Origin of the sequence: Porphyromonas miyakawae, from assembly GCF_045865415.1 — a bacterium.
GTDB lineage: Bacteria > Bacteroidota > Bacteroidia > Bacteroidales > Porphyromonadaceae > Porphyromonas > Porphyromonas miyakawae.
On record NZ_BAAFSF010000004.1, the window covers coordinates 639,084 to 657,340 of the forward strand.

The 18,257-nt window shown below is 44.4% G+C and carries 16 protein-coding genes, 1 tRNA gene and 3 pseudogenes; 10 read left to right on the forward strand and 10 right to left on the reverse strand.

What is annotated here, in order from left to right; translation table 11 throughout:
* Positions 1 to 40 precede the first annotated feature (40 nt).
* From ACLWMH_RS08240 to mobC, 4 genes and pseudogenes are all read left to right on the forward strand, one after another.
* Positions 41 to 1,117, forward strand: coding sequence for an N-acetyltransferase (locus ACLWMH_RS08240; RefSeq protein ID WP_411916195.1), 1,077 nt, complete (start codon positions 41 to 43; stop codon positions 1,115 to 1,117).
* Positions 1,089 to 1,493 (forward strand): hypothetical protein, encoded by a 405-nt coding sequence (locus tag ACLWMH_RS08245; protein WP_411916196.1) that lies wholly within the window; start codon positions 1,089 to 1,091, stop codon positions 1,491 to 1,493. Before ACLWMH_RS08240 ends, ACLWMH_RS08245 begins: the two co-directional genes overlap by 29 nt.
* A gap of 55 nt (positions 1,494 to 1,548) precedes the next feature.
* A complete protein-coding gene (locus ACLWMH_RS08250; protein ID WP_411916197.1) occupies positions 1,549 to 2,067 on the forward strand; it encodes an ATP-binding protein in 519 nt (172 codons plus the stop codon).
* 153 nt (positions 2,068 to 2,220) lie between these two features.
* Positions 2,221 to 4,224, forward strand: a pseudogene (mobC, locus tag ACLWMH_RS08255) (conjugal transfer protein MobC).
* Positions 4,225 to 4,239: 15 nt separating this feature from the next.
* Here the strand turns inward: mobC and ACLWMH_RS08260 are convergent.
* The 6 genes from ACLWMH_RS08260 to ACLWMH_RS08285 all read right to left on the reverse strand — a co-directional run bounded on the left by ACLWMH_RS08260 (position 4,240) and on the right by ACLWMH_RS08285 (position 7,164).
* The gene (locus tag ACLWMH_RS08260) at positions 4,240 to 4,782 is read right to left on the reverse strand and encodes a DUF4948 family protein (protein ID WP_411916198.1); all 543 of its coding nucleotides are present in this window, start codon (positions 4,780 to 4,782) and stop codon (positions 4,240 to 4,242) included.
* 112 nt (positions 4,783 to 4,894) lie between these two features.
* A complete protein-coding gene (locus ACLWMH_RS08265; protein WP_411916199.1) occupies positions 4,895 to 5,110 on the reverse strand; it encodes a transposase in 216 nt (71 codons plus the stop codon).
* Positions 5,111 to 5,286: 176 nt separating this feature from the next.
* Positions 5,287 to 5,721 carry a hypothetical protein gene (locus tag ACLWMH_RS08270; RefSeq protein ID WP_411916200.1) on the reverse strand — a complete coding sequence of 145 codons (435 nt, stop codon included), beginning with the start codon at positions 5,719 to 5,721 and terminating at the stop codon, positions 5,287 to 5,289.
* Positions 5,722 to 5,830: 109 nt separating this feature from the next.
* Positions 5,831 to 6,271 (reverse strand): transposase, encoded by a 441-nt coding sequence (locus ACLWMH_RS08275; RefSeq protein ID WP_411916201.1) that lies wholly within the window; start codon positions 6,269 to 6,271, stop codon positions 5,831 to 5,833.
* A 76-nt stretch (positions 6,272 to 6,347) separates the two neighbouring features.
* Positions 6,348 to 6,971 carry a T6SS immunity protein Tdi1 domain-containing protein gene (locus ACLWMH_RS08280; RefSeq protein WP_411916202.1) on the reverse strand — a complete coding sequence of 208 codons (624 nt, stop codon included), beginning with the start codon at positions 6,969 to 6,971 and terminating at the stop codon, positions 6,348 to 6,350.
* Between the two features lie 13 nt (positions 6,972 to 6,984).
* On the reverse strand, positions 6,985 to 7,164 hold the full coding sequence (locus tag ACLWMH_RS08285; RefSeq protein ID WP_411916203.1) for a hypothetical protein: 180 nt from the start codon (positions 7,162 to 7,164) through the stop codon (positions 6,985 to 6,987).
* A 144-nt stretch (positions 7,165 to 7,308) separates the two neighbouring features.
* Here ACLWMH_RS08285 and ACLWMH_RS08290 point away from each other — a divergent pair.
* A pseudogene (locus ACLWMH_RS08290) lies at positions 7,309 to 8,458 on the forward strand (IS4 family transposase).
* 229 nt (positions 8,459 to 8,687) lie between these two features.
* Here ACLWMH_RS08290 and ACLWMH_RS08295 read toward each other — a convergent pair.
* Positions 8,688 to 11,309, reverse strand: a complete 2,622-nt coding sequence (locus ACLWMH_RS08295; RefSeq protein WP_411916204.1) for a leucine-rich repeat domain-containing protein — start codon at positions 11,307 to 11,309, stop codon at positions 8,688 to 8,690.
* Between the two features lie 202 nt (positions 11,310 to 11,511).
* Between ACLWMH_RS08295 and ACLWMH_RS08300 the strand changes: the two genes are divergently transcribed.
* Positions 11,512 to 11,585 (forward strand) — tRNA-Arg (locus tag ACLWMH_RS08300).
* Positions 11,586 to 11,674: 89 nt separating this feature from the next.
* On the opposite strand, the gene ACLWMH_RS08305 is transcribed toward ACLWMH_RS08300, so the two are convergent.
* The 3 genes from ACLWMH_RS08305 to ACLWMH_RS08315 all read right to left on the reverse strand — a co-directional run bounded on the left by ACLWMH_RS08305 (position 11,675) and on the right by ACLWMH_RS08315 (position 15,982).
* A complete protein-coding gene (locus ACLWMH_RS08305) occupies positions 11,675 to 15,373 on the reverse strand; it encodes a T9SS type A sorting domain-containing protein (protein ID WP_411916205.1) in 3,699 nt (1,232 codons plus the stop codon).
* Positions 15,374 to 15,657: 284 nt separating this feature from the next.
* Positions 15,658 to 15,858, reverse strand: a complete 201-nt coding sequence (locus ACLWMH_RS08310) for a hypothetical protein (protein WP_411916206.1) — start codon at positions 15,856 to 15,858, stop codon at positions 15,658 to 15,660.
* Positions 15,836 to 15,982, reverse strand: a complete 147-nt coding sequence (locus ACLWMH_RS08315; protein ID WP_411916207.1) for a hypothetical protein — start codon at positions 15,980 to 15,982, stop codon at positions 15,836 to 15,838. The genes ACLWMH_RS08310 and ACLWMH_RS08315 overlap by 23 nt, the downstream gene beginning before the upstream one ends.
* Here ACLWMH_RS08315 and ACLWMH_RS08320 point away from each other — a divergent pair.
* The 4 genes and pseudogenes from ACLWMH_RS08320 to ACLWMH_RS08335 all read left to right on the forward strand — a co-directional run bounded on the left by ACLWMH_RS08320 (position 15,929) and on the right by ACLWMH_RS08335 (position 18,161).
* Positions 15,929 to 16,283 (forward strand): annotated as a pseudogene (locus ACLWMH_RS08320) (hypothetical protein). The gene ACLWMH_RS08315 and the pseudogene ACLWMH_RS08320 overlap by 54 nt on opposite strands.
* Before the next feature lie 627 nt (positions 16,284 to 16,910).
* Positions 16,911 to 17,207 (forward strand): hypothetical protein, encoded by a 297-nt coding sequence (locus ACLWMH_RS08325; RefSeq protein ID WP_411916208.1) that lies wholly within the window; start codon positions 16,911 to 16,913, stop codon positions 17,205 to 17,207.
* 135 nt (positions 17,208 to 17,342) lie between these two features.
* The gene (locus ACLWMH_RS08330; protein WP_411916209.1) at positions 17,343 to 17,975 is read left to right on the forward strand and encodes a TetR/AcrR family transcriptional regulator; all 633 of its coding nucleotides are present in this window, start codon (positions 17,343 to 17,345) and stop codon (positions 17,973 to 17,975) included.
* 9 nt (positions 17,976 to 17,984) lie between these two features.
* A complete protein-coding gene (locus ACLWMH_RS08335; protein WP_411916210.1) occupies positions 17,985 to 18,161 on the forward strand; it encodes a hypothetical protein in 177 nt (58 codons plus the stop codon).
* The last annotated feature ends 96 nt before the right edge of the window (positions 18,162 to 18,257 follow it).

Consider the following 18,257-nt stretch of genomic DNA (forward strand, 5'->3'; position numbering starts at 1 on the left):
GCAGAGCATACGTTGAACATTATGACACGATAGAATAATTATGAATGAACAAACCAATAAGGATAGACTTGATCTTGTCCCCTTTTCATCAATCAATCTAAACGACCCTTTTTTCGACAGTCTCAAAGAAGACTATAAAGGTTTTTCTGACTGGTTTAATCGGAAAGCTGAAAAATCGGAGACCGCTTTTATTTTAATGGATGAGGAAGGCTATATTCAGGCATTTCTCTACACTAAGATTGAAGAAGGCATTGTAGAAGACGTTTCTCCTATACTTTCTCCTGCTAAACGTCTCAAGGTGGGGACATTCAAAGTTGATGCACATAATACTAAGCTTGGGGAACGATTTATTAAAAGGATTACCGATGTCGCTATTACAGAGCGAGTAGAGGAAATCTATCTTACAATATTCCAAAAGCATGAAGCTCTCATTAAGATGCTTAAGAAATACGGGTTTATTCAAAAAGGACAGAAAGGAGACGAATTAGTATTCGTAAAAAGATTGGTTGACACTACTGGTGATCTATTGAAAGACTATCCATTGATTCCGATACGTGGCAACAAAAAATACTCTCTATCAATATATCCAGAATTTCATACACGTATGTTCCCTGACTCAATCCTGCACAACGAGAGAAAAGAAAGGTACGAGTTAATTAAAGATGTTTCTCATACAAATAGCATACATAAAATCTATGTATCCAATATGATGGGTCTTGACAAACTGAAGCCCGGGGATTTATTAGTTATATATCGGACATCAGACGGAAAGAGTAATGCAGGGTATCGAAGTGTAGTGACATCTATATGCCGTGTAGAAGAGGTAAAAACACGCAATGACTTTTCCTCTGTAGAGGAATATATTGGCTATGCAAATGCTTATAGCATCTTTGATGAAAAGGATCTTGCTAAACGATTCAAAAAGCAGAACCTCGTAGTAATAAAAATGACCTACAATGCGGCTTTGACAACAAGGGTCATTCGAAAAGATCTTATCGAGAAAGTCGGAATTAGTCGGGATGCTTATGCTGGCTTCATAGAGCTTACAGATAACCAATTTGAGGAAATACTTAAATTAGGAGGTGTCGATGAATATATTATTATCAATCAAGCCTGAGTTTGTTAAGGTCATTTTTGAAGGGGAGAAGCTCTTTGAATATAGGAGGTCTATTTTTAAAATGGCTGATATTTCTAAAGTCGTAGTCTACGCTACGATGCCCATTGGAAAAATTGTCGGCGAGTTTCGGATTGAACAGATTATTGAAGACTCTCCTCAAGAGATTTGGCGTAAAACCTCTAAAGTTTCTGGTCTTTCAAAAAAACGCTTTGATCAGTATTTTGAAGGTAAGAAAACTGGCTTTGCCCTGCGAATTACAGAACCACGCTTGTACGAAAAACCAATTGATCCTAGGATTCATAATGAAACATTTGTCGCTCCTCAGTCTTTTCGATATATAGAGGAGTGCAGTTTTGAATTGTTAAAACTCAAGTGAACTCATCCTATATGCCAACATTCTTTTATCGAGAACAGTAGTTCAGAATAAGCTTATGAATAGAATAATTTTTGTCGGAGGAATCCATGGAGTTGGGAAAAGTGCTGTCTGCAAATCCATTACAGATAAACGAGATGATTTGCATTACTATTCATCCAGTGAGTTAATAAACTGGGAAAACAGTAAGGATAAAGAAGTGGTTGATGTTCAGGGGAATCAAGATATTTTAATTCAGGCGTTAGAGTCATTAGATGAGATAGGAACCAACTCCATATTGCTTGATGGTCATTTTTGCCTTTTAACTTGTAGTGGATGTATTCAAAAAGTTCCATTATCCACTTTTATCAATATGAATCCATCTCTTATTATTGTCATTTCAGCCGATGAAGAAGTAGTTCAAAATAGGCTCATGACAAGAGACAACAAGGATTATAATATTGATTTGTTACGTGAATTTCAAAGCTGCGCAAAAGAATACGCAAAACAAGTTGCATCTGTACTAAAAGTCCCATGCTTTATTTTGACAGCAGATGAATCGGATTTACTTCTTGATATTATAAAGCCATATATTTGAGCGAGCATTTTTTAGTTAAATCTTCCAATTCCACTTTTCTGCCTTTGAATTATTGTGCCTTATTCTTCCCCTAAATTCACTCTCGGCTCCTAATTATAAGTGCCCGTCACTTTGAACTCTTATATTTGCAAAGATATTAAGATAAAGGACATTATGGCACAAGAAGATGATTTGAGAGCATTGGGCAAGATTATGGACTTTATAAGAGGGATCTCTGTGCTATTCCTCCTCATCAACTGCTACTGGTTTTGCTATGAAGCATTCCATACTTGGGGCTTGACACTCTCGGTACTCGATAAGATTCTGATGAACTTTCAACGGACAGCAGGGCTCTTCTCCTCGATTCTCTGGACGAAGCTCTTTTGTGTGCTGTTCCTTGCTCTTTCTTGCTTAGGAACTCGTGGTGTAAAGGAAGAGAAGATTACTTGGGCTAAGATTTGGACGGTCTTAGCCATTGAGTTTGTACTTTTCTTCCTCAATTGGTGGCTGCTGGCACTCCCGATTGGAGTCGTTGGTGCAGCTTCGCTCTACATCTTCACACTCTCTGTGGGGTATATCTGCCTGCTAATGGCTGGCGTATGGATGAGTCGCCTGCTGAAAAATAACCTTATGGACGATGTATTCAATACGGAGAATGAGAGTTTCATGCAAGAGACGAGACTGATGGAGAACGAGTACTCGGTCAATCTGCCGACACGCTTTTACTACAAGAAGAAATGGAACAATGGCTGGATCAATGTGGTCAATCCGTTTCGAGCTTCAATGGTCTTGGGTACGCCTGGCTCGGGCAAGTCTTTCGCTGTCGTGAATAACTACATCAAGCAGTAGATTGAGAAAGGTTTTGCGATGTACATCTACGACTACAAGTTCCCCGACCTATCGGAGATTGCCTGTAACCATTTACGCCCCCATTTGGATGCTTATAAGGTACAACCACAGTTCTTTGTGATTAACTTTGATGACCCTCGTAAGTCGCACCGCTGTAATCCCATCAATCCAGCCTTTATGACGGATATATCAGATGCTTACGAGAGTGCTTACACTATTATGCTCAATCTGAACCGCTCCTGGATTCAGAAGCAAGGTGATTTCTTTGTGGAGTCTCTAATTATCTTGCTTGCAGCTATCATCTGGTTTTTGAAGATATACGAGGAGGGGAAGTATTGCACCTTTCCACATGCCATAGAATTCTTGAATCGACCGTATGCCCAGATATTCCCGATACTCACCTCTTACGATGAACTGGCGAACTACCTTTCGCCTTTCATGGACGCTTGGGAGGGTGGAGCGCAAGACCAGTTACAGGGGCAAATAGCCAGTGCCAAAATACCACTGTCACGAATGATTTCTCCCGCTCTATACTGGGTGATGACGGGCGATGACTTCTCTCTAGACATCAACAATCCTAATGAGCCGAAAGTGCTTGTGGTAGGGAACAACCCCGACCGACAGAACATCTATTCGGCTGCTCTTGGGCTCTACAATAGTCGCATTGTGAAGCTCATCAATAAGAAGCATCAACTTAAAAGCTCGGTGATTATAGATGAGCTACCGACTATCTACTTTCGTGGTCTGGATAACCTGATCGCTACAGCCAGAAGTAACAAGGTCGCTGTGTGCTTAGGCTTTCAGGACTTCTCGCAGCTGACCCGAGATTATGGGGATAAGGAGAGTAAGGTGATACAGAACACGGTGGGTAATGTTTTTAGCGGGCAAGTTGTAGGTGAAACGGCTAAGACGCTTTCAGAGCGTTTCGGCAAAGTTCTTCAACAGCGCCAGTCCATGACCATCAACCGTAACGACAAGTCCACATCTATATCTACGCAGATGGATAGCTTGATTCCTGCAAGTAAGATTAGTAACCTTACACAAGGTATGTTCGTTGGGGCTGTCTCTGACAATTTCGATGAACGCATCGATCAGAAAATCTTCCACGCAGAAATCGTTGTGGATGTTGCCAAGGTCTCTGCTGAAACGAAAGCTTACCAGCCTATTCCTATGATAGCGGACTTCACAAACGAAAATGGCTCCGATAGTCTCAAAGAGACTATCGAAGCCAACTACAAGCGCGTAAAACGGGAGGTTATGTCATTGATAGAATTAGAAATAGAGCGCATCAAAACAAATCCATCTTTACGTTACCTCATAAAAGAATAGCATACATCTCAAGAATCAATTCTCTCGACTGAGATGTATATACCAACCATTTTTTATAGGACGATATAACTCTATATTTGCAGAATATCTTTGGGCAACTTGATCCAAATCTTCTTCCGTAATTCTTTCTACGATATACATTTCAGTGCTGGGATCTAAGGCAACCTCTTTATCGTAGTTCTTTATATGATCCTCAAGATTTGGAGTATAGACATACTCCTTGTACCCTCCGCTGATAGAAACACCCCATGTATGAAAGAGCAAGCATACTTCTGATATCCCATCATACTGTATACTAATAATATCCAGTCTCTTGATTAAAGAGTCCAATTCCTTTTTATCTTTAGATGAAATAACATAGGCTGTACTATCTGTTTCGTCATAAGGGGGATAATGAAATCCATCGTACTTAACAGAAATTTTTCTCAATCTCTCAAATTCAGACTCGTAGAGATTGAAATGCTCTAACATTTGATGATCTGACGGCATATTATTTCTTGTACATCCAAAAAGCAAAAAAATGAATGTGATTAAAAAGAATATTGATGATTTAGGCATTTCTTAATATTTATAGGTTTATTATCTTGTCCTCTTCCTGAAAAAAGTACACAGTTGGGAAGGTATTACTGAGATGGTACTCGGGTCATTTTTGTTAGTCCTGTGAGTGTACTCATTTGTTAGTTTTGCTCATAGTGCTACTGCTGCTTTGGTTGGGTAACTCTACTCCAAAGGTACGCAACCAATTTCGAATGGTGCGTGTGGTAATGCCGTAGCGCTGGCTGGTCGTGGCGATGCTCTCGCCAGTGGCTAGGAGGTCATCAATGACTCTCCATTTGAAATCTAGGGGATATCCCTTTCGTCCTCGGTTACTTTTTTCTTCTTTCATAGTTGTTGGGGTTGGCGTCCCAACTGTGTACTATTTCAGGAGAGGACACTTTGCATACTTGCCCGAAAAAGTCATTTTTTAGTGGCGAAGCCACAAAAAAGCACCTGCCGATGTTCCGCCAAAGGCGGAAGAAAAGAAAGCAGAAACAACCCTCCACAATCAAGGCAGGTTTAAGTTTATTCTAATTCAAAAAACCACTCCAAGAAAGAATTAAAATCTTTCCATTGAGGTCGTAGTTGCCCATTCTGAAAATCAATTAACTTTTGTCCAAGTTCAAGTTCTAAAACTTCCCCTGTCTTTCGATTATAGAAAAAACCTCCTTCTCCCTCAAAACTATCTAATGGGATATATTCGTCGGGTAATTTTAGAACTTTATGGGCTGATTCTATACCATAATCCAAATCATCGGAATATATTTTAAACCAACAGACATTATATAGTTCATAACTACGACCTTTAAATGTTACAGCATTTGTATAAAGATTAAATTGGGCGAAGGTCGTATCCAATTTAATCCCTAAATCTAACATTACTTTTCGATAATTTGTATCTTCAGTTTCGTCGTACAATCCTGTTTCTATCAAATAATTTTTAACTTTTTCTGACAACATAAATATCAATTTTATTGTTTGCAAATTCCTTTATTTTTTCGTGCATTTATTTCTACTTCTGCTCTCTGTTTCCAATAGGCTTCTCTATCTATTTTAAACAAATCTCTATTTACAGGATTATCAGGATGTCGTTCCCTGAAAATGGTTGACTTATTTTTTGCTCATCAATGCCGTACACCTCCAAGCAGGTCTTGAAGACGTCTCGCTCTAAGCAGGCTTGGTGAAGAGCTTTTTCGAGCTCCATAATACGTGCTTTCAGGGCAACATAGTCGTCCTTGCGGAGCTCCTCTGAGGAGGTCCATTGTGGGGGTATTCTCTTTTTGTTCATAGCTTTAGCCACTTCAGGGTTTTCTTGCTCAAAGATACGAATCCAATTGCGAATCGTACATGAGGTTACCTGATACTGGTTTGCTAGAAGCTGGATCGAGTAGCCATTTACGTAATAGCGCTTTAGTGCTTCAATCCGTTCGGCCGTTGTCGCATGTCCCTTGGTCGGGAGTCTTTTTGATCCCTGTGAGGGGTTAGACTTCGTGTCTTTTCTCTGTTTCATTGTGCTCATAATTATGTTAGTTACGAGTCAACTTTTTCAGGGTAAGACACATGGCAGTTCTTTGAATAAAATTATATTACCCTTCTAAATCTATGATTTTTCCTACAGCCTGTCCAATAATGTCAATATAAGATTTTGCATCTACTACTTGCAGGTTTTTATTGGATGCTTTTCCTCCTAAAGCTAATGCCGGTACATAACCATAGCATTGTCCGTATTGTAAAGCAGGTAACTTTCCTTTAACATCTAAGTAGGGTTTAGCTTTGTATGTATCTATTAAATCATCTTTGTCATTTATTAAAATGTTTAAAAACACATTGACTTTACGACCTAGCATACTTTTTTGAAAGTTTCTAATATTGAGGAAGGCTGCACGGTTTCCTTCATCAGGAGCGATAGTCCAATTATCATTACCCTCCCACAACAGCAAATCACCTAATGCTGTAATTCCCCAAATAATACATGGTTCCAATAGTTTATCAATATAATCAAATGCAAAATCATATTCTTCAGGATCTACAATTTGCAAATACCCATCTTCGAATACTCCAGCCCCCATATTTCTCCAAATCCATATAAGTTCTTCTGGAAATCTACCCTTAAAAAGGCTTATATATTTTGAGATCGTATTCTCCGAAATATTCTTATACTTATTATAAGTACCGTTGTTTCTTTCAATAAAGTTCTTTATATTATCCATATTTATTGTTAATTTACAATAAAATTACATTCATCATAGCGTCATCTGGAATATCTGCTATGGTTTTAGGTGGTATTCCGTAACTTTGTCTTATTTGATTCTCTGTTGATGCAGCCCTACTGTCGTTCCCTGAAAATGGTTGACTTATTTTTTTGCTGAAACTGATTTCGGTTGACATCGTTTTCGTCGTCATACTAGAATGAGTTGTCTTGACTTTTCAAAGATACTGATTTTAGTCAATAGTGTCCTAAACGTTTTGCAGGGTAAAGAGAAAAGGGTAGGTTTGTAATTGAAACAAAGCACAGCTAGTAAAAGCTGTCACAAACCACCCTTTTCAATGGCAAATATAACACTATTCGCACAAGTAATCCGACTCATACCTCGAGAAATCATCCAACGATTAGTCAAGAAGCATGACACGGACAAGCATGCAAAGGGCTTTAACTCGTGGAGCCATTTGGTGACTATGATCTTCAGCCAATTCTCGGGTAGCGTGTCGCTACGTCAAATCTCAGAGGGGCTACAATCTGCCACAGGCAATCTCAATCACTTAGGACTCTCACGAGCCCCATCCAAATCCAATATCAGTTACCAAAACGCCAATAGGACTTCTCAGTTCTTCGAAGATGTCTTTTATGCCCTCTTCCAATATTTGGGACAGCACGGAGGTCTCAAGCAGATGAAGAAACGGCTGAAGGCAAAGGGTTGTCTTCTAGACTCAACCCTAATGTTCCTCTGTCTAAGTATGTATGACTGGGCTCTTTATACTTATACTAAAGGAGCTGTCAAGATACATACAGTGCTTGATTTTGAGACACTTCTGCCTGAATTCGTCTGTATAAGCAATGGCAAGGGAGCCGACAATACGATTGTCAAAAAGCTCCACTTTGCCCGAGGAACCATCGTTGTCGCTGATCGAATCTACAGTGATGCTGAGCTTCTGAATCATTGGGACAGCACAGGGGTTGTTTTCATCGTCAGAGGAAGAGACAACATCCAATTTGAATCAATCAGAGAGAGAGACTTGCCTGATACGACATCTCAAGAGATACTGAAAGATGAAGAGGTAAGACTGACAGGCGTAGAGACAGCGAGCAAGTACCCTAAGAAGATTCGTAGGATAGGCCTCTACAAAGTTAAGGAGGTTACACGATTGATTTGTATACCAATGACTTTAAGCATGTAGCCAGTACTATTGCAGCACTATATCGCTCACGTTGGAAGATTGAGATCTTCTTTAGAAACCTCAAGCAAAACCTGCATATCAAGAGTTTTCTGGGGACCTCTCAAAACGCTGTCGAGATTCAGACTTGGACGGCTCTGATTACGATTCTCCTACTTCAATATCTTAAGCGAATTGCAAAACACCCATGGTGTCTCTCCAATTTAACAGCATCTTTGAGGCTCAATACTTTCACCAAAATCGACCTTTTCAATGGATAAAAGAGCCGTTTTCACCGCTTCCGGACGAGTCCGAAATAGCATAGGGGGGATACCCCCGTTTTTACAGCAAATGTCAAAGGGCGATTGACCCGCTTGACAGCTCTCTTACACCCATCACTCGAAAAAAAACGTTTAGGACACTATTGGGAATTAGCCCTTTTTCCCTCGGATGTCTCCTAAAAAAAGACGCACAGACACCTATTTACATGTCTGTGCGTCCTATTATTGTGATGTTAGCAGAGAGCTTTGAGGTGAGCTCTCCCTATAATCTTATTACTTGACCAAAACCTTTGCAGTGGTCGTGCCGATAGAGAGTAGGTACATGCCAGCCTGTGGTGCGGTGAGCGTGCAGAGCTTGTCGGCCACGACACGCTGCTCAATGAGACGACCTGAGTAGTCATAGAGGGCGACGGAGCCGAGAGCACTACCCGTATTGCTGGTCAGGGTAATCTTCTGCCCCTCTAGGGCAATAGCTACATCGGCCGTGCCCGCTGTTGGCGCATCGATGGCATTGTTCTTTTCCTCCTTGGCATAATAGGCTACGATGCGTAGATCCTTCGTTGCCTTGGTCGTGTACTCTAACGAGCCATCGACAGGGTTGATGCGCTCCCTATTGACCATCCAGTAGTCTAGACGGTAGCCCTCGTCTGGCTCGACGTAGACGCGGATGTCCATGTTCTCAGGCACTTTGCTCTTGAGCGCACTACGTACGCCACCTACCTCTAAGTAGATGGGACCACCGTTGCCTACCTGTGATACATTGACCATATAGTAGACCTTGTCACGCTCGAAGATGACCTCAACGACGTAGTCCTTGCCCGAGATGACCTGCCACTGATTGTTTTCAGCAGGCTTGGGGCCCTCGAGACCATTGACGACCCACTTCTTGACGTGGTAGTGTTCCTCTGGGTGGGCGGTGAAGATGATCGTCGCAGACTCTCCAGCAGGTGTCGTAGCTCCTGAGGCGAGTGGCTGTCCCTTGTAGGTAGCTGTGATCGTGCCTCCCACACCGTCTCGTACAGAGTAAGTGACCGTATAGGGACGATGGACGAACTCGACCGTCACCTCTGTGGCCGCTTCAATGTTGTATGTATACGTCTGGACATTTTGCTTGCCGGCGGTCATGGGGGTCTCTGTACCATTGATCTTAAAGCTCTTGACGACGTAGTCAAGCTTAGGATCTGCGGTAAAGGTGATAGCCGTATGCTCCTCGACCTCCGTCTGCGAGTCTATTACGGTGCCGGTAGCCGTTGTGGCTTTGAGGGTACCATGCTCGCCAATGACACGATAGGTGAGTAGGTACTTCTTAATTTGTGGCTCTGTGCCTGGAATGGGCAAGATGTGGAAGCCCTTCCACACTTTAGCCGCCTTGTAGGCCTCTTGCGCATTATTAGGTACGAAGAGATTGATGTTCGCAGGCTTAAGCCCATTGAAGGCCTTGATGTGAGACTTAGGAGGTTGGACCGCCTCAACTGTAATATCTGTCAGCGCCTTACAATAAGCAAATGCGCCAAACATAACCTCTGTCGTCTTGGCTCCGAGATACACTTTTGTAAGAGCCTTACAGCTGGAGAAGCAGGTGCTGGGGACGACAGCAACATTGGGTAGGCGCACCTCGGTGAGTCCAGAGCCAGAGAAGCTCTCTGTGTCTAGCGTCGTCAATGTCTCAGGCCAAGGGAATGCGGTGAGTGCGGTACACTCATTAAAGGCGTATTTGCCAATAGTGATGAGCGCAGGCATCGGGCTAAGCTTGGTGAGACTGCGATTCTGCGCAAAGGCGCTATCGCATATCTTAGTCACCTGACTGCCGAGGACGACTTCCTCCAGCTGATACATCTGAGCTAGAGCCCTCTCGCCAACCACCTTGAGGGTGCGGGGAAGTGTCACCTTGCGAACGAGAGGCATATTATAAAAAGCAGCCTCGGGGAGCTGATCCTCAGTAAAGGTCGCATCTGCGATGTTGATCTCAGTCAGATTGCCCATGTTGTCACGGATTGTCTTGCAGTCCTCAGCATTCATCGGACCAGAGACCGTGATGGACTGGCACTTGAGGAGATCCATCCCCTGCATCAGCTTAGCTAGAGATCCAGCCTCGGTGAGCTGTACGACAGGGTGTATCGGGTCGTAGCTAGGCTGAGGCGTGCTGGCGTCACGGAAGGTGATGCGCATCACGGCACGATCCTTCTGCCCACGATCAGCCGCCTCACCGAGTACACCGACGAAGCCTTCGTTGATAGCTTTGTCTGTTGCTTTATTGATTGTACGGACGGGCATCTCTTTGACATTCTTAGGATAGCTACAGAACTCTATATTGGATCTGCCTGGACCATTGACAGCGGACTTACTAGCCTTAGAGCGTACGGAGAGAAGGATAGACTGCCCTGTGTAGACAAAAGGCTTATCGAGCTCTAGCTCTAGCGTGTGATAGGCTATGCCAGCCTTTGAGGTCTCGTGATTGCCATTGATTGTTAAGTCCAGTAGGTCGAGTGTGATCGTCTTCTTCATATAGAGATCCTGCTCGGCATTGATAGGTAGCCAGTGATACTTGCCAGCTACTGACTCAAAGAGGTCGTTGGATACGTTGGTGAGGTAGATCTGGAGGTCGTTGGTGTACTCCGTGTTGTAGGACTCGCCTTCAGACAGATAGATCTGGAAGGCTAGCTTGGTGATCTCCTTGCCCTCTATTCCTTGTAGCTCTGTAGCGGTGTAGATCTGCTGGGTGACGCTACTGAGGTAATCAAAGTCAAAGGGCGCCGTCTGCCCGATGCTTTGGTTGAAGTGTGACGAGGGATTGGCAAAGTCTCCCAAGTCTATGGTCTGCGCCTGCAGCTGCCCGATGAGCGGGAGCAAGAGGCATAGGAGTAATGTGCTAAAACGTAGTCGTTTCTGTTGCATAGATAGATGTTTATTTGAATTACAAGTGATCGGGGAGCGTCGCAACTCATGGTTCCCCTTTATTTATGCAAAGTTACGGGCTATTCTCCCTGCTGGAAATACCTAACAATGCTGATTTGCTACGTGGTGAATACCCAGACGTAACTAACTGGGTCGGCTAAGGTCTAATCTCTTTTTCCGTACCTTTGTAGCGATAGGAAGAGGCTCGGTAGCTTAGCTGAATAGAGCGTCAGATTCCGGTTCTAAAGGTCGTGGGTTTGAATCCCACCCGAGTCACTTAACACGACTGCTATACAAATGAGAAGGGAGACACTCCACGTGGAGTGTCTCCCTTCTTTTAGAGTGACCATAGGTCTGAGCCTCCTCTACCTTGCAACTAGGACGGAGGTAGGCTGGTCGCCTACGACTAGGATGTACAGTCCGCTGGGGATGGAGCCGAGTGCTAGCGTGGCGGTGCCTTGGCTGTCGGTCTGACCCGTCAGGACGAGTGCTCCCGCAGTATCGTATAGGTGTAGTGTAGCTTCGCCAGCTCCACCTCGTACGATTAGATAGTCTGTGACAGGGTTAGGGTAAATCTCTAAAGCTGGAGTTGTGACGCTCTCGATGCGATCTACCTTCTGGAAAGTCACCTGGACTATCGTTGGTTTCTTGACGACAAAGCTCTTGCTCTCGGTGCAGTCTACCTCATTGACAAGTATCTGCGCGAGCTTGTATCCCTCATCTGGGGATGCAACGACTGTAAGCGTGGTCCCCACGGGGACTGCCTTGAGGTCTGAGTAGCCTGTGATAGAGGCTGTACCGCCAGTGCCGACCTTGAGGTCTACCGTATAGGTTGATGCGCTGGGATCAGCTCCAGGGTAGTCCTCGTTGGTCTCTGAGAAGACGACTCGCCACCCCCGTTGCGTCGCAATGGCTACGTCGCTCTTGAGGCAGACGTTGCCATCTTCGGCTATCTTATCTAGAGACTTGTGCACCTGCCAGATCCCGGAATCTGTGTTGCTCCTATCAGGGAGACTCTCAGCGAGAGCTTTCATGGCATCGCCTTTGATTTGATTCCTAGCACAGGCTAGGAGAAAGAGCTTGGGGCAGTGCGAGAGGTCTAGGGCAGTCAATTTATTAGATGAGCAGGCTAGTACTATCAGATCCTGGCAGTTCTCTAGTGAGATAGCTGTGAGATCATTACCCCAGCAAGCGAGCTGAGTGATGCGACCACGTATGGTAATGGTCTGGCTAGTGAGGGTGTACTTGATATAGGATCCCTTAAAAGGTACTCCATCGACCCCCTCGATGGTGAAGTCGTCCTCAGCCTTGATCATTAGAGAGATCTTCTGACCTATGGGGCGACTGGTGGTGAGGGTGATGGTGGCTTGCTGGGCTTGGGGCGATACCTTGCCTTCGTACTCATCTTTGGACATAGTGAAGCCCACCTTCCAGTTCTTAGCCTTAGCAATAGCTACGTCCGTATCGTAGCACACATTGCCATCAAAGTCTATCTCGTCTCTAGAGAAGTAGAGGGTCATCTCACCCTGCTTGAGTCCCGTGCGGTCGGGTAGGCTCTTCATGAGCTGAGTCATAGCCTCGCCTTTGATTTGATTGCTAGAGCAGTCGAGTGAGCTGAGGCTGGAACACTCTACGAGCTCTAGTCTCTCTATCTTGTTGGTGTGACAGCTCAGTGAGGTGAGTTTAGGGCACTTGTAGAGGGAGAGGTATACGAGGTTGTTGCTATAGCAGGAGAGCTGCGTCAGATTAGGGCAGCTGATGAGGTCCAACTCTTGTAGCTTGGAACTACTACATCCGAGAGAGGTGATGTCACCTCGTATGGTGACAACTTTGTTTAGGAGCGTGTAGGTCGCTTTCTCCCCGATAGTGGGCTCCTCTATGACACCTTCTATGGTGACATCGCCGACAGCCCGGATGGTCAGCGATATCTCCTCAACGCCCTCACTGGGGGTAATCATGATGACACCCGTAGCTAGTCCAGCGTAGTCTGTCTGAGAGGATACAGCGCGCACAAGCCAGTTCTTGCCCCGAGCTATGGCTACATCACTGGGAAGGCATATATTGCCATCTTCGTCCATCTTGGTCTCATCAAAGTGCACTCCAAACATGCCCGCAGGCTCCATACCTGTACGATCTGGGAGAGCCTGCACGAGCTGAGTCATGGCCTGCTTGCGTATCTGATTCTTGTAGCAAGAGAGTGTCTGCAGTCCCGTACATGCAGAGACGTCTAGTGAGGATAGCTGGTTGCCTCCACAGTTGATCCAAGTAAGGGTGGCCGTCTGTGGTAGCTCGAGCTGCGTAAGCTGATTGTCAAAGCAGTCTAGACGTTCTAGAGCCTTGGCGGTGGTAAGGTTGAGAGTCTTGAGTTTGTTCTTAGCGCAGTTGATCTTCTTGAGCTTTTGGAGCGGCGCTAAGTCTATGGAGGCAAGTTTATTTTGCTGTATATCTATGAGTTGCAGATGTGGAGAGTGAGAGAAGTCTAGCGACTCAATCTTATTGATGTAGCAGATCAAAGAGTCAAGGCTAGGAGCATGCGAGAGGTCGAGAGCTGTGACTTCATTATTGAAACAGACAAGCGTCCGTAGCGTGGGGCAGTCTGTCAGCTGGAGTGCCGAGAGGTTGTTACTACTACACTGTAGCTTGGTGATCTCTCCTTGTATAGTGACCTGCTGGCTGGTGATGGTGTAGTTCTGATACTTACCTAGCACAGGTGTCTCTTTGACTCCCGCTATCTGGACGGCACCCGGAGCCTCGATGACTAGTCCTATCTTGCTCCCGATCTGGCGACTCGTGGTGAGCGTGATGGAACCATTGAGTGGAGCCTCTTCGCCTTCGTAGGCTGGGTCTTTTAACTCTTGATCAGCATAGGATACGACCCAGTGCTTGCTGGTCGCAAGAGCGACATCACTCTTAAGGCATACATTGCCATCTTGAAGTCGCTGGGTGGGGTTAAAGTGTACCTTAAACTTGCCCTTGGTACTCTTCTGCGAGCGGTCAGCGAGACTCTTGATAAGCTGGGTCATCGCTTTGCCACGTATCTTATTGTTGTAGCAGACGAGATTGTCCAGTGCAGGACTCTGTGAGAGGTCTAAATTGGTGAGTAGGTTGTCACTGCAATTGAGACTTCTGAGCTTGGTGCAGTGAGACATGTCTAGCTCAGCGAGCTGATTCTTAGAGCAATCGATAGCAGAGAGGAGAGAGCCCTGAGGGATAACTATCTCGGAGAGCTGGTTGTCTTGACAGCGTATGGCTGTGACTCCAGGACAGGAGGTTAAGTCTAGCTTGGTGAGCTTATTGCCGTAGCAGTTGAACCATTTGAGCTTCTTGAGGGGAGTGAGATCTAACTTGGTAAGCTGATTGTTGTAGCAATTGAAGTTCGTCAGCTTGACACAGGCGGTGAAGTCCAGCTCGGAAATTTGGTTATCTCCGAGGAAGAAGCTCTCGAGCGTAGGACACTGGATTAACTCGACTTTAGTAATCTGACTCTTGCCACAGTCAAAGCTCTTGATAGATCCCCTCAGTACGATAGTCTGACTAGTGAGTGTGTACTTCACTTTCTTATTACCGATTTGGGGAGCCTCCTTGACACCCTCGATGGTTATGTTATTGAACCTAGGATTTTCAGCTATGAGCTTCATATCAATGGTTTCGCCGACAGCGCGTGCCGTGGTGAGCTTGATGTAGCCATTGAGTGGATCCTCTTTGCCTTCGTAGGCTGGATTTCTCAACTCTTGATCAGCATAGGATACGACCCAGAGCTTGCTGGTCGCAAGAGCGACGTCACTCTTAAGGCATACATTGCCATCTTGAGGTCGCTGGGTGGGGTTAAAGAGTTCCTTAAGCTTGCCCTCTGATCCTTGTAGCTCCACAGCGGTGTAGCTCTGCTGGGTGACGCTGCTGAGGTAATCAAAGTCAAAGGGCGCCGTCTGCCCGACGCTCTGGTCGAAGTGTGACGAGGGATTGGCAAAGTCTCCCAAGTCTATGGCCTGCGCTTGCAGCTGCCCGATGAGCGGGAGCAAGAGGCACAAGAGCAATGTTCTAAAACGTAGTCGTTTCTGTTGCATAGATAGATGTTTATTTGAATTACAAGTGATCGGGGAGCGTCGCAACTCGTTCCCCTTTATCTATGCAAAGTTACGGGCTATTCCCCCTGCTGGAAATACCTAACAGTACTGATTTGCTTCGTATTGAATGCCAAAAAGTGATTAACTGGGCTCGGCAAAGGTCGTAAGGGAGTGGTGTGCTTAAGCGGGAGTGTTGCGGATAAACCGATTGAGATGGCCGATGTCGTAGGCTATTTAATTGAATGGCTTAATATTGTATGGCTGCTCGTGGTGCCTTTTCTCGGCTAAGTATGACATAGTTTGCCTTTTATATAGTTACCCATACTATCTTGAGATAGGATATTTTGTTCTCTCATATAGGCAATATATTTTTTTGCCGTCCTATCTTTGACATCCATCTCCTCCATTACTGAGACCACCAAGTCACTATAAGCTATCGGTTTTTGCTCTTTCAAGATTTCTTTAGCCACTGAAATCAAGTCCACTGTCTTTTGCTTCTTGTGTTAAGGCATTGCACTTCTGCTTCCCAGTCATAGCTCCTCCTCTCATTACCGCATAAGTTCTGAATTTGAACAAACTGAGCAGGCGTTGGCTACCAAGTTCGTCCATTGGGACGTACCCTGTTGAAAACCTTTGCAGCAGCAAAGTATACATTCTGAGTGCGAAACTCAATTCTGGCGAAACGAAGAACCGAGAGGAGAAGACTTGGCTCTGCAAAGCCATAAACTCAAGCCCACGTTTCCGTATAGCTGTACCATTTGGGCTACCGCTTTGACATCCCTGATGCACTAAAGAAATACCTCGTCAATCAATATGGACAGAGTACTATGCTCCCAACCGCAATAGCCTAAAAGCTTACCTATACAGCTACACCAATCAGCTTGTGAAATTGTATAGCAAAGGGGTCTAAAAGAAGTAGCAATCTTCTCTACATTATGTTACGATGAACTCTCATGTTTTTTTTAAAACTTACGAGAGGCCATTGTCGCAAGGCAAGCATATAAGAATAGCCTATACTCTTAAATGTCATATTCTTATTTACAACTATAATTACGTTGTCAGGTTGTGATGAATCAGGTTGTAATGAAATTAAGCACAAAGAACTGTTTAAGATAACGGACAAAGTGGTTGAAAGCTTATATACAGAATACGAGAGCTACGGTTTAATGGGAGGTACAGAAGAATATACTCCAGATAGAGAGTACAAGGTATTTCCTATAGGAAGACTCATTAATGTTCGCATAGAGAAAGTAGCGAGTGACGAGGAATACGAGTCCTTGATGGAAGATCTAAAAAATCATTATGAAGGGAATCCTCACGTTCGAGATGTGTATCGTTGTCAAGCAGGGACAATAATGATAGACTGTAGAAACTGACAATTAAGATCCACATTAACATTATAACATTTTAAGGTACTATACCACACTGTACGCTCATAAGGCGGCAACTCTACCAACCGCACCTTGCGTTGGGCAAAGGGCAATATAAGTGAAGGTATTCGTCAATCAATTTCGAGCAACTAGAATAGAAAGCGTCTTTGCCTTTAATTTCATCAAGCAATGACTCAGCATCCCTCAGACGCCCCTCTCTCAGAGCCGTGTCGAACGCCATCATAGCGGACATCACAAACGAAAATGGCTCCGATAGTCTGCGTGAGACTATCGAAGCCAATTACCGCCAAATCAAGCAAGAGGTGCTATCCCTCGTAGACTCTGAGACTACCCGCATCAATACCGCCCCTGCACTTGCTCACCTCATCAAAGAATGGGATGCCAATGCCTTCGAGGTTGCTATTGGAGGGATTAGTAGAGGAATGCACTACTTGGAAGTATGAATAATCATTCATATCGTAGTTCTATCGTGTCATAAACAACAAGAAGGCTGGTCGGAAAATCCCCCTTTTTAGGTATTGTGCGTTCTGAAAAACTTTGCGAATTTTGCTCGCAGAAGATAGGATTAAGTTGTTATTATGCAGACGACAAAGGAACATACACGCAGACTATTGCAAGATACAGCTCGAGAAGCGTTTCTAAGGAAAGGCTTCAAGGCGGTATCTATGCGTGAGATTTCCAAGCTGTCTGGTGTTGGGCTAAGCAACATATACAATTATTATCCCTGCAAGGATGATTTGCTGGCAATCGTCTTGCGTCCACTTTTGGAGGCGATGACTAATATGCTGGAAAAACATAATTGTGATAAGACCCTTTCACTTGAGATCTTTACCTCAGAAGAGTATCACCGTGAATCCATGCAAGAGGTAATGGGTGTGATTACTCGTTATCGCAAAGAGTTTAGGTTGCTATTTCTCGATGCTCGAGATACACGATTTGAAGACTATTGGGAGCGATGGATTGATAAAAGCACGACAACTGGAATCGACTATCTAGAAAGGATGAAAGAATTATATCCAAAGCTACATACTAGTGTTTCCCCTTTTTTCATACACTTCATCAGCTCTTGGTGGATTAGTATGATGAGAGAGATTGTATTGCACGAGGAGCTCTCCTCCGAGGATATCGAATGCTTTATCGGTGAATACATTCACTTCAGTACAGGTGGGTGGAAGCAACTTATGAAGGTAGATCATCAGAGAGGATTGTGAGCATTACATATGTCACTAGCAATGGAAGAATTACTCTTTGAAGAGGGCATTGATGGGCTTTCTCACTTTGATGCTGATAAGTGTGGGCAAAGCCATGGCAATGTCTATTGCACTAAAGCTTGGGACGAGTGGTCAATGACAATAAAGAATGAAATCAATGATACAGACTATCCAAATACAAAGTAGCGGGGGAATTTATTCTGGAGTCCTGCAGTATAAGAGATTTCATTTTAGGAAATCATCCTATCGAGCGAGTCGCCTACAGAGGCGGCTCGCTTTGTT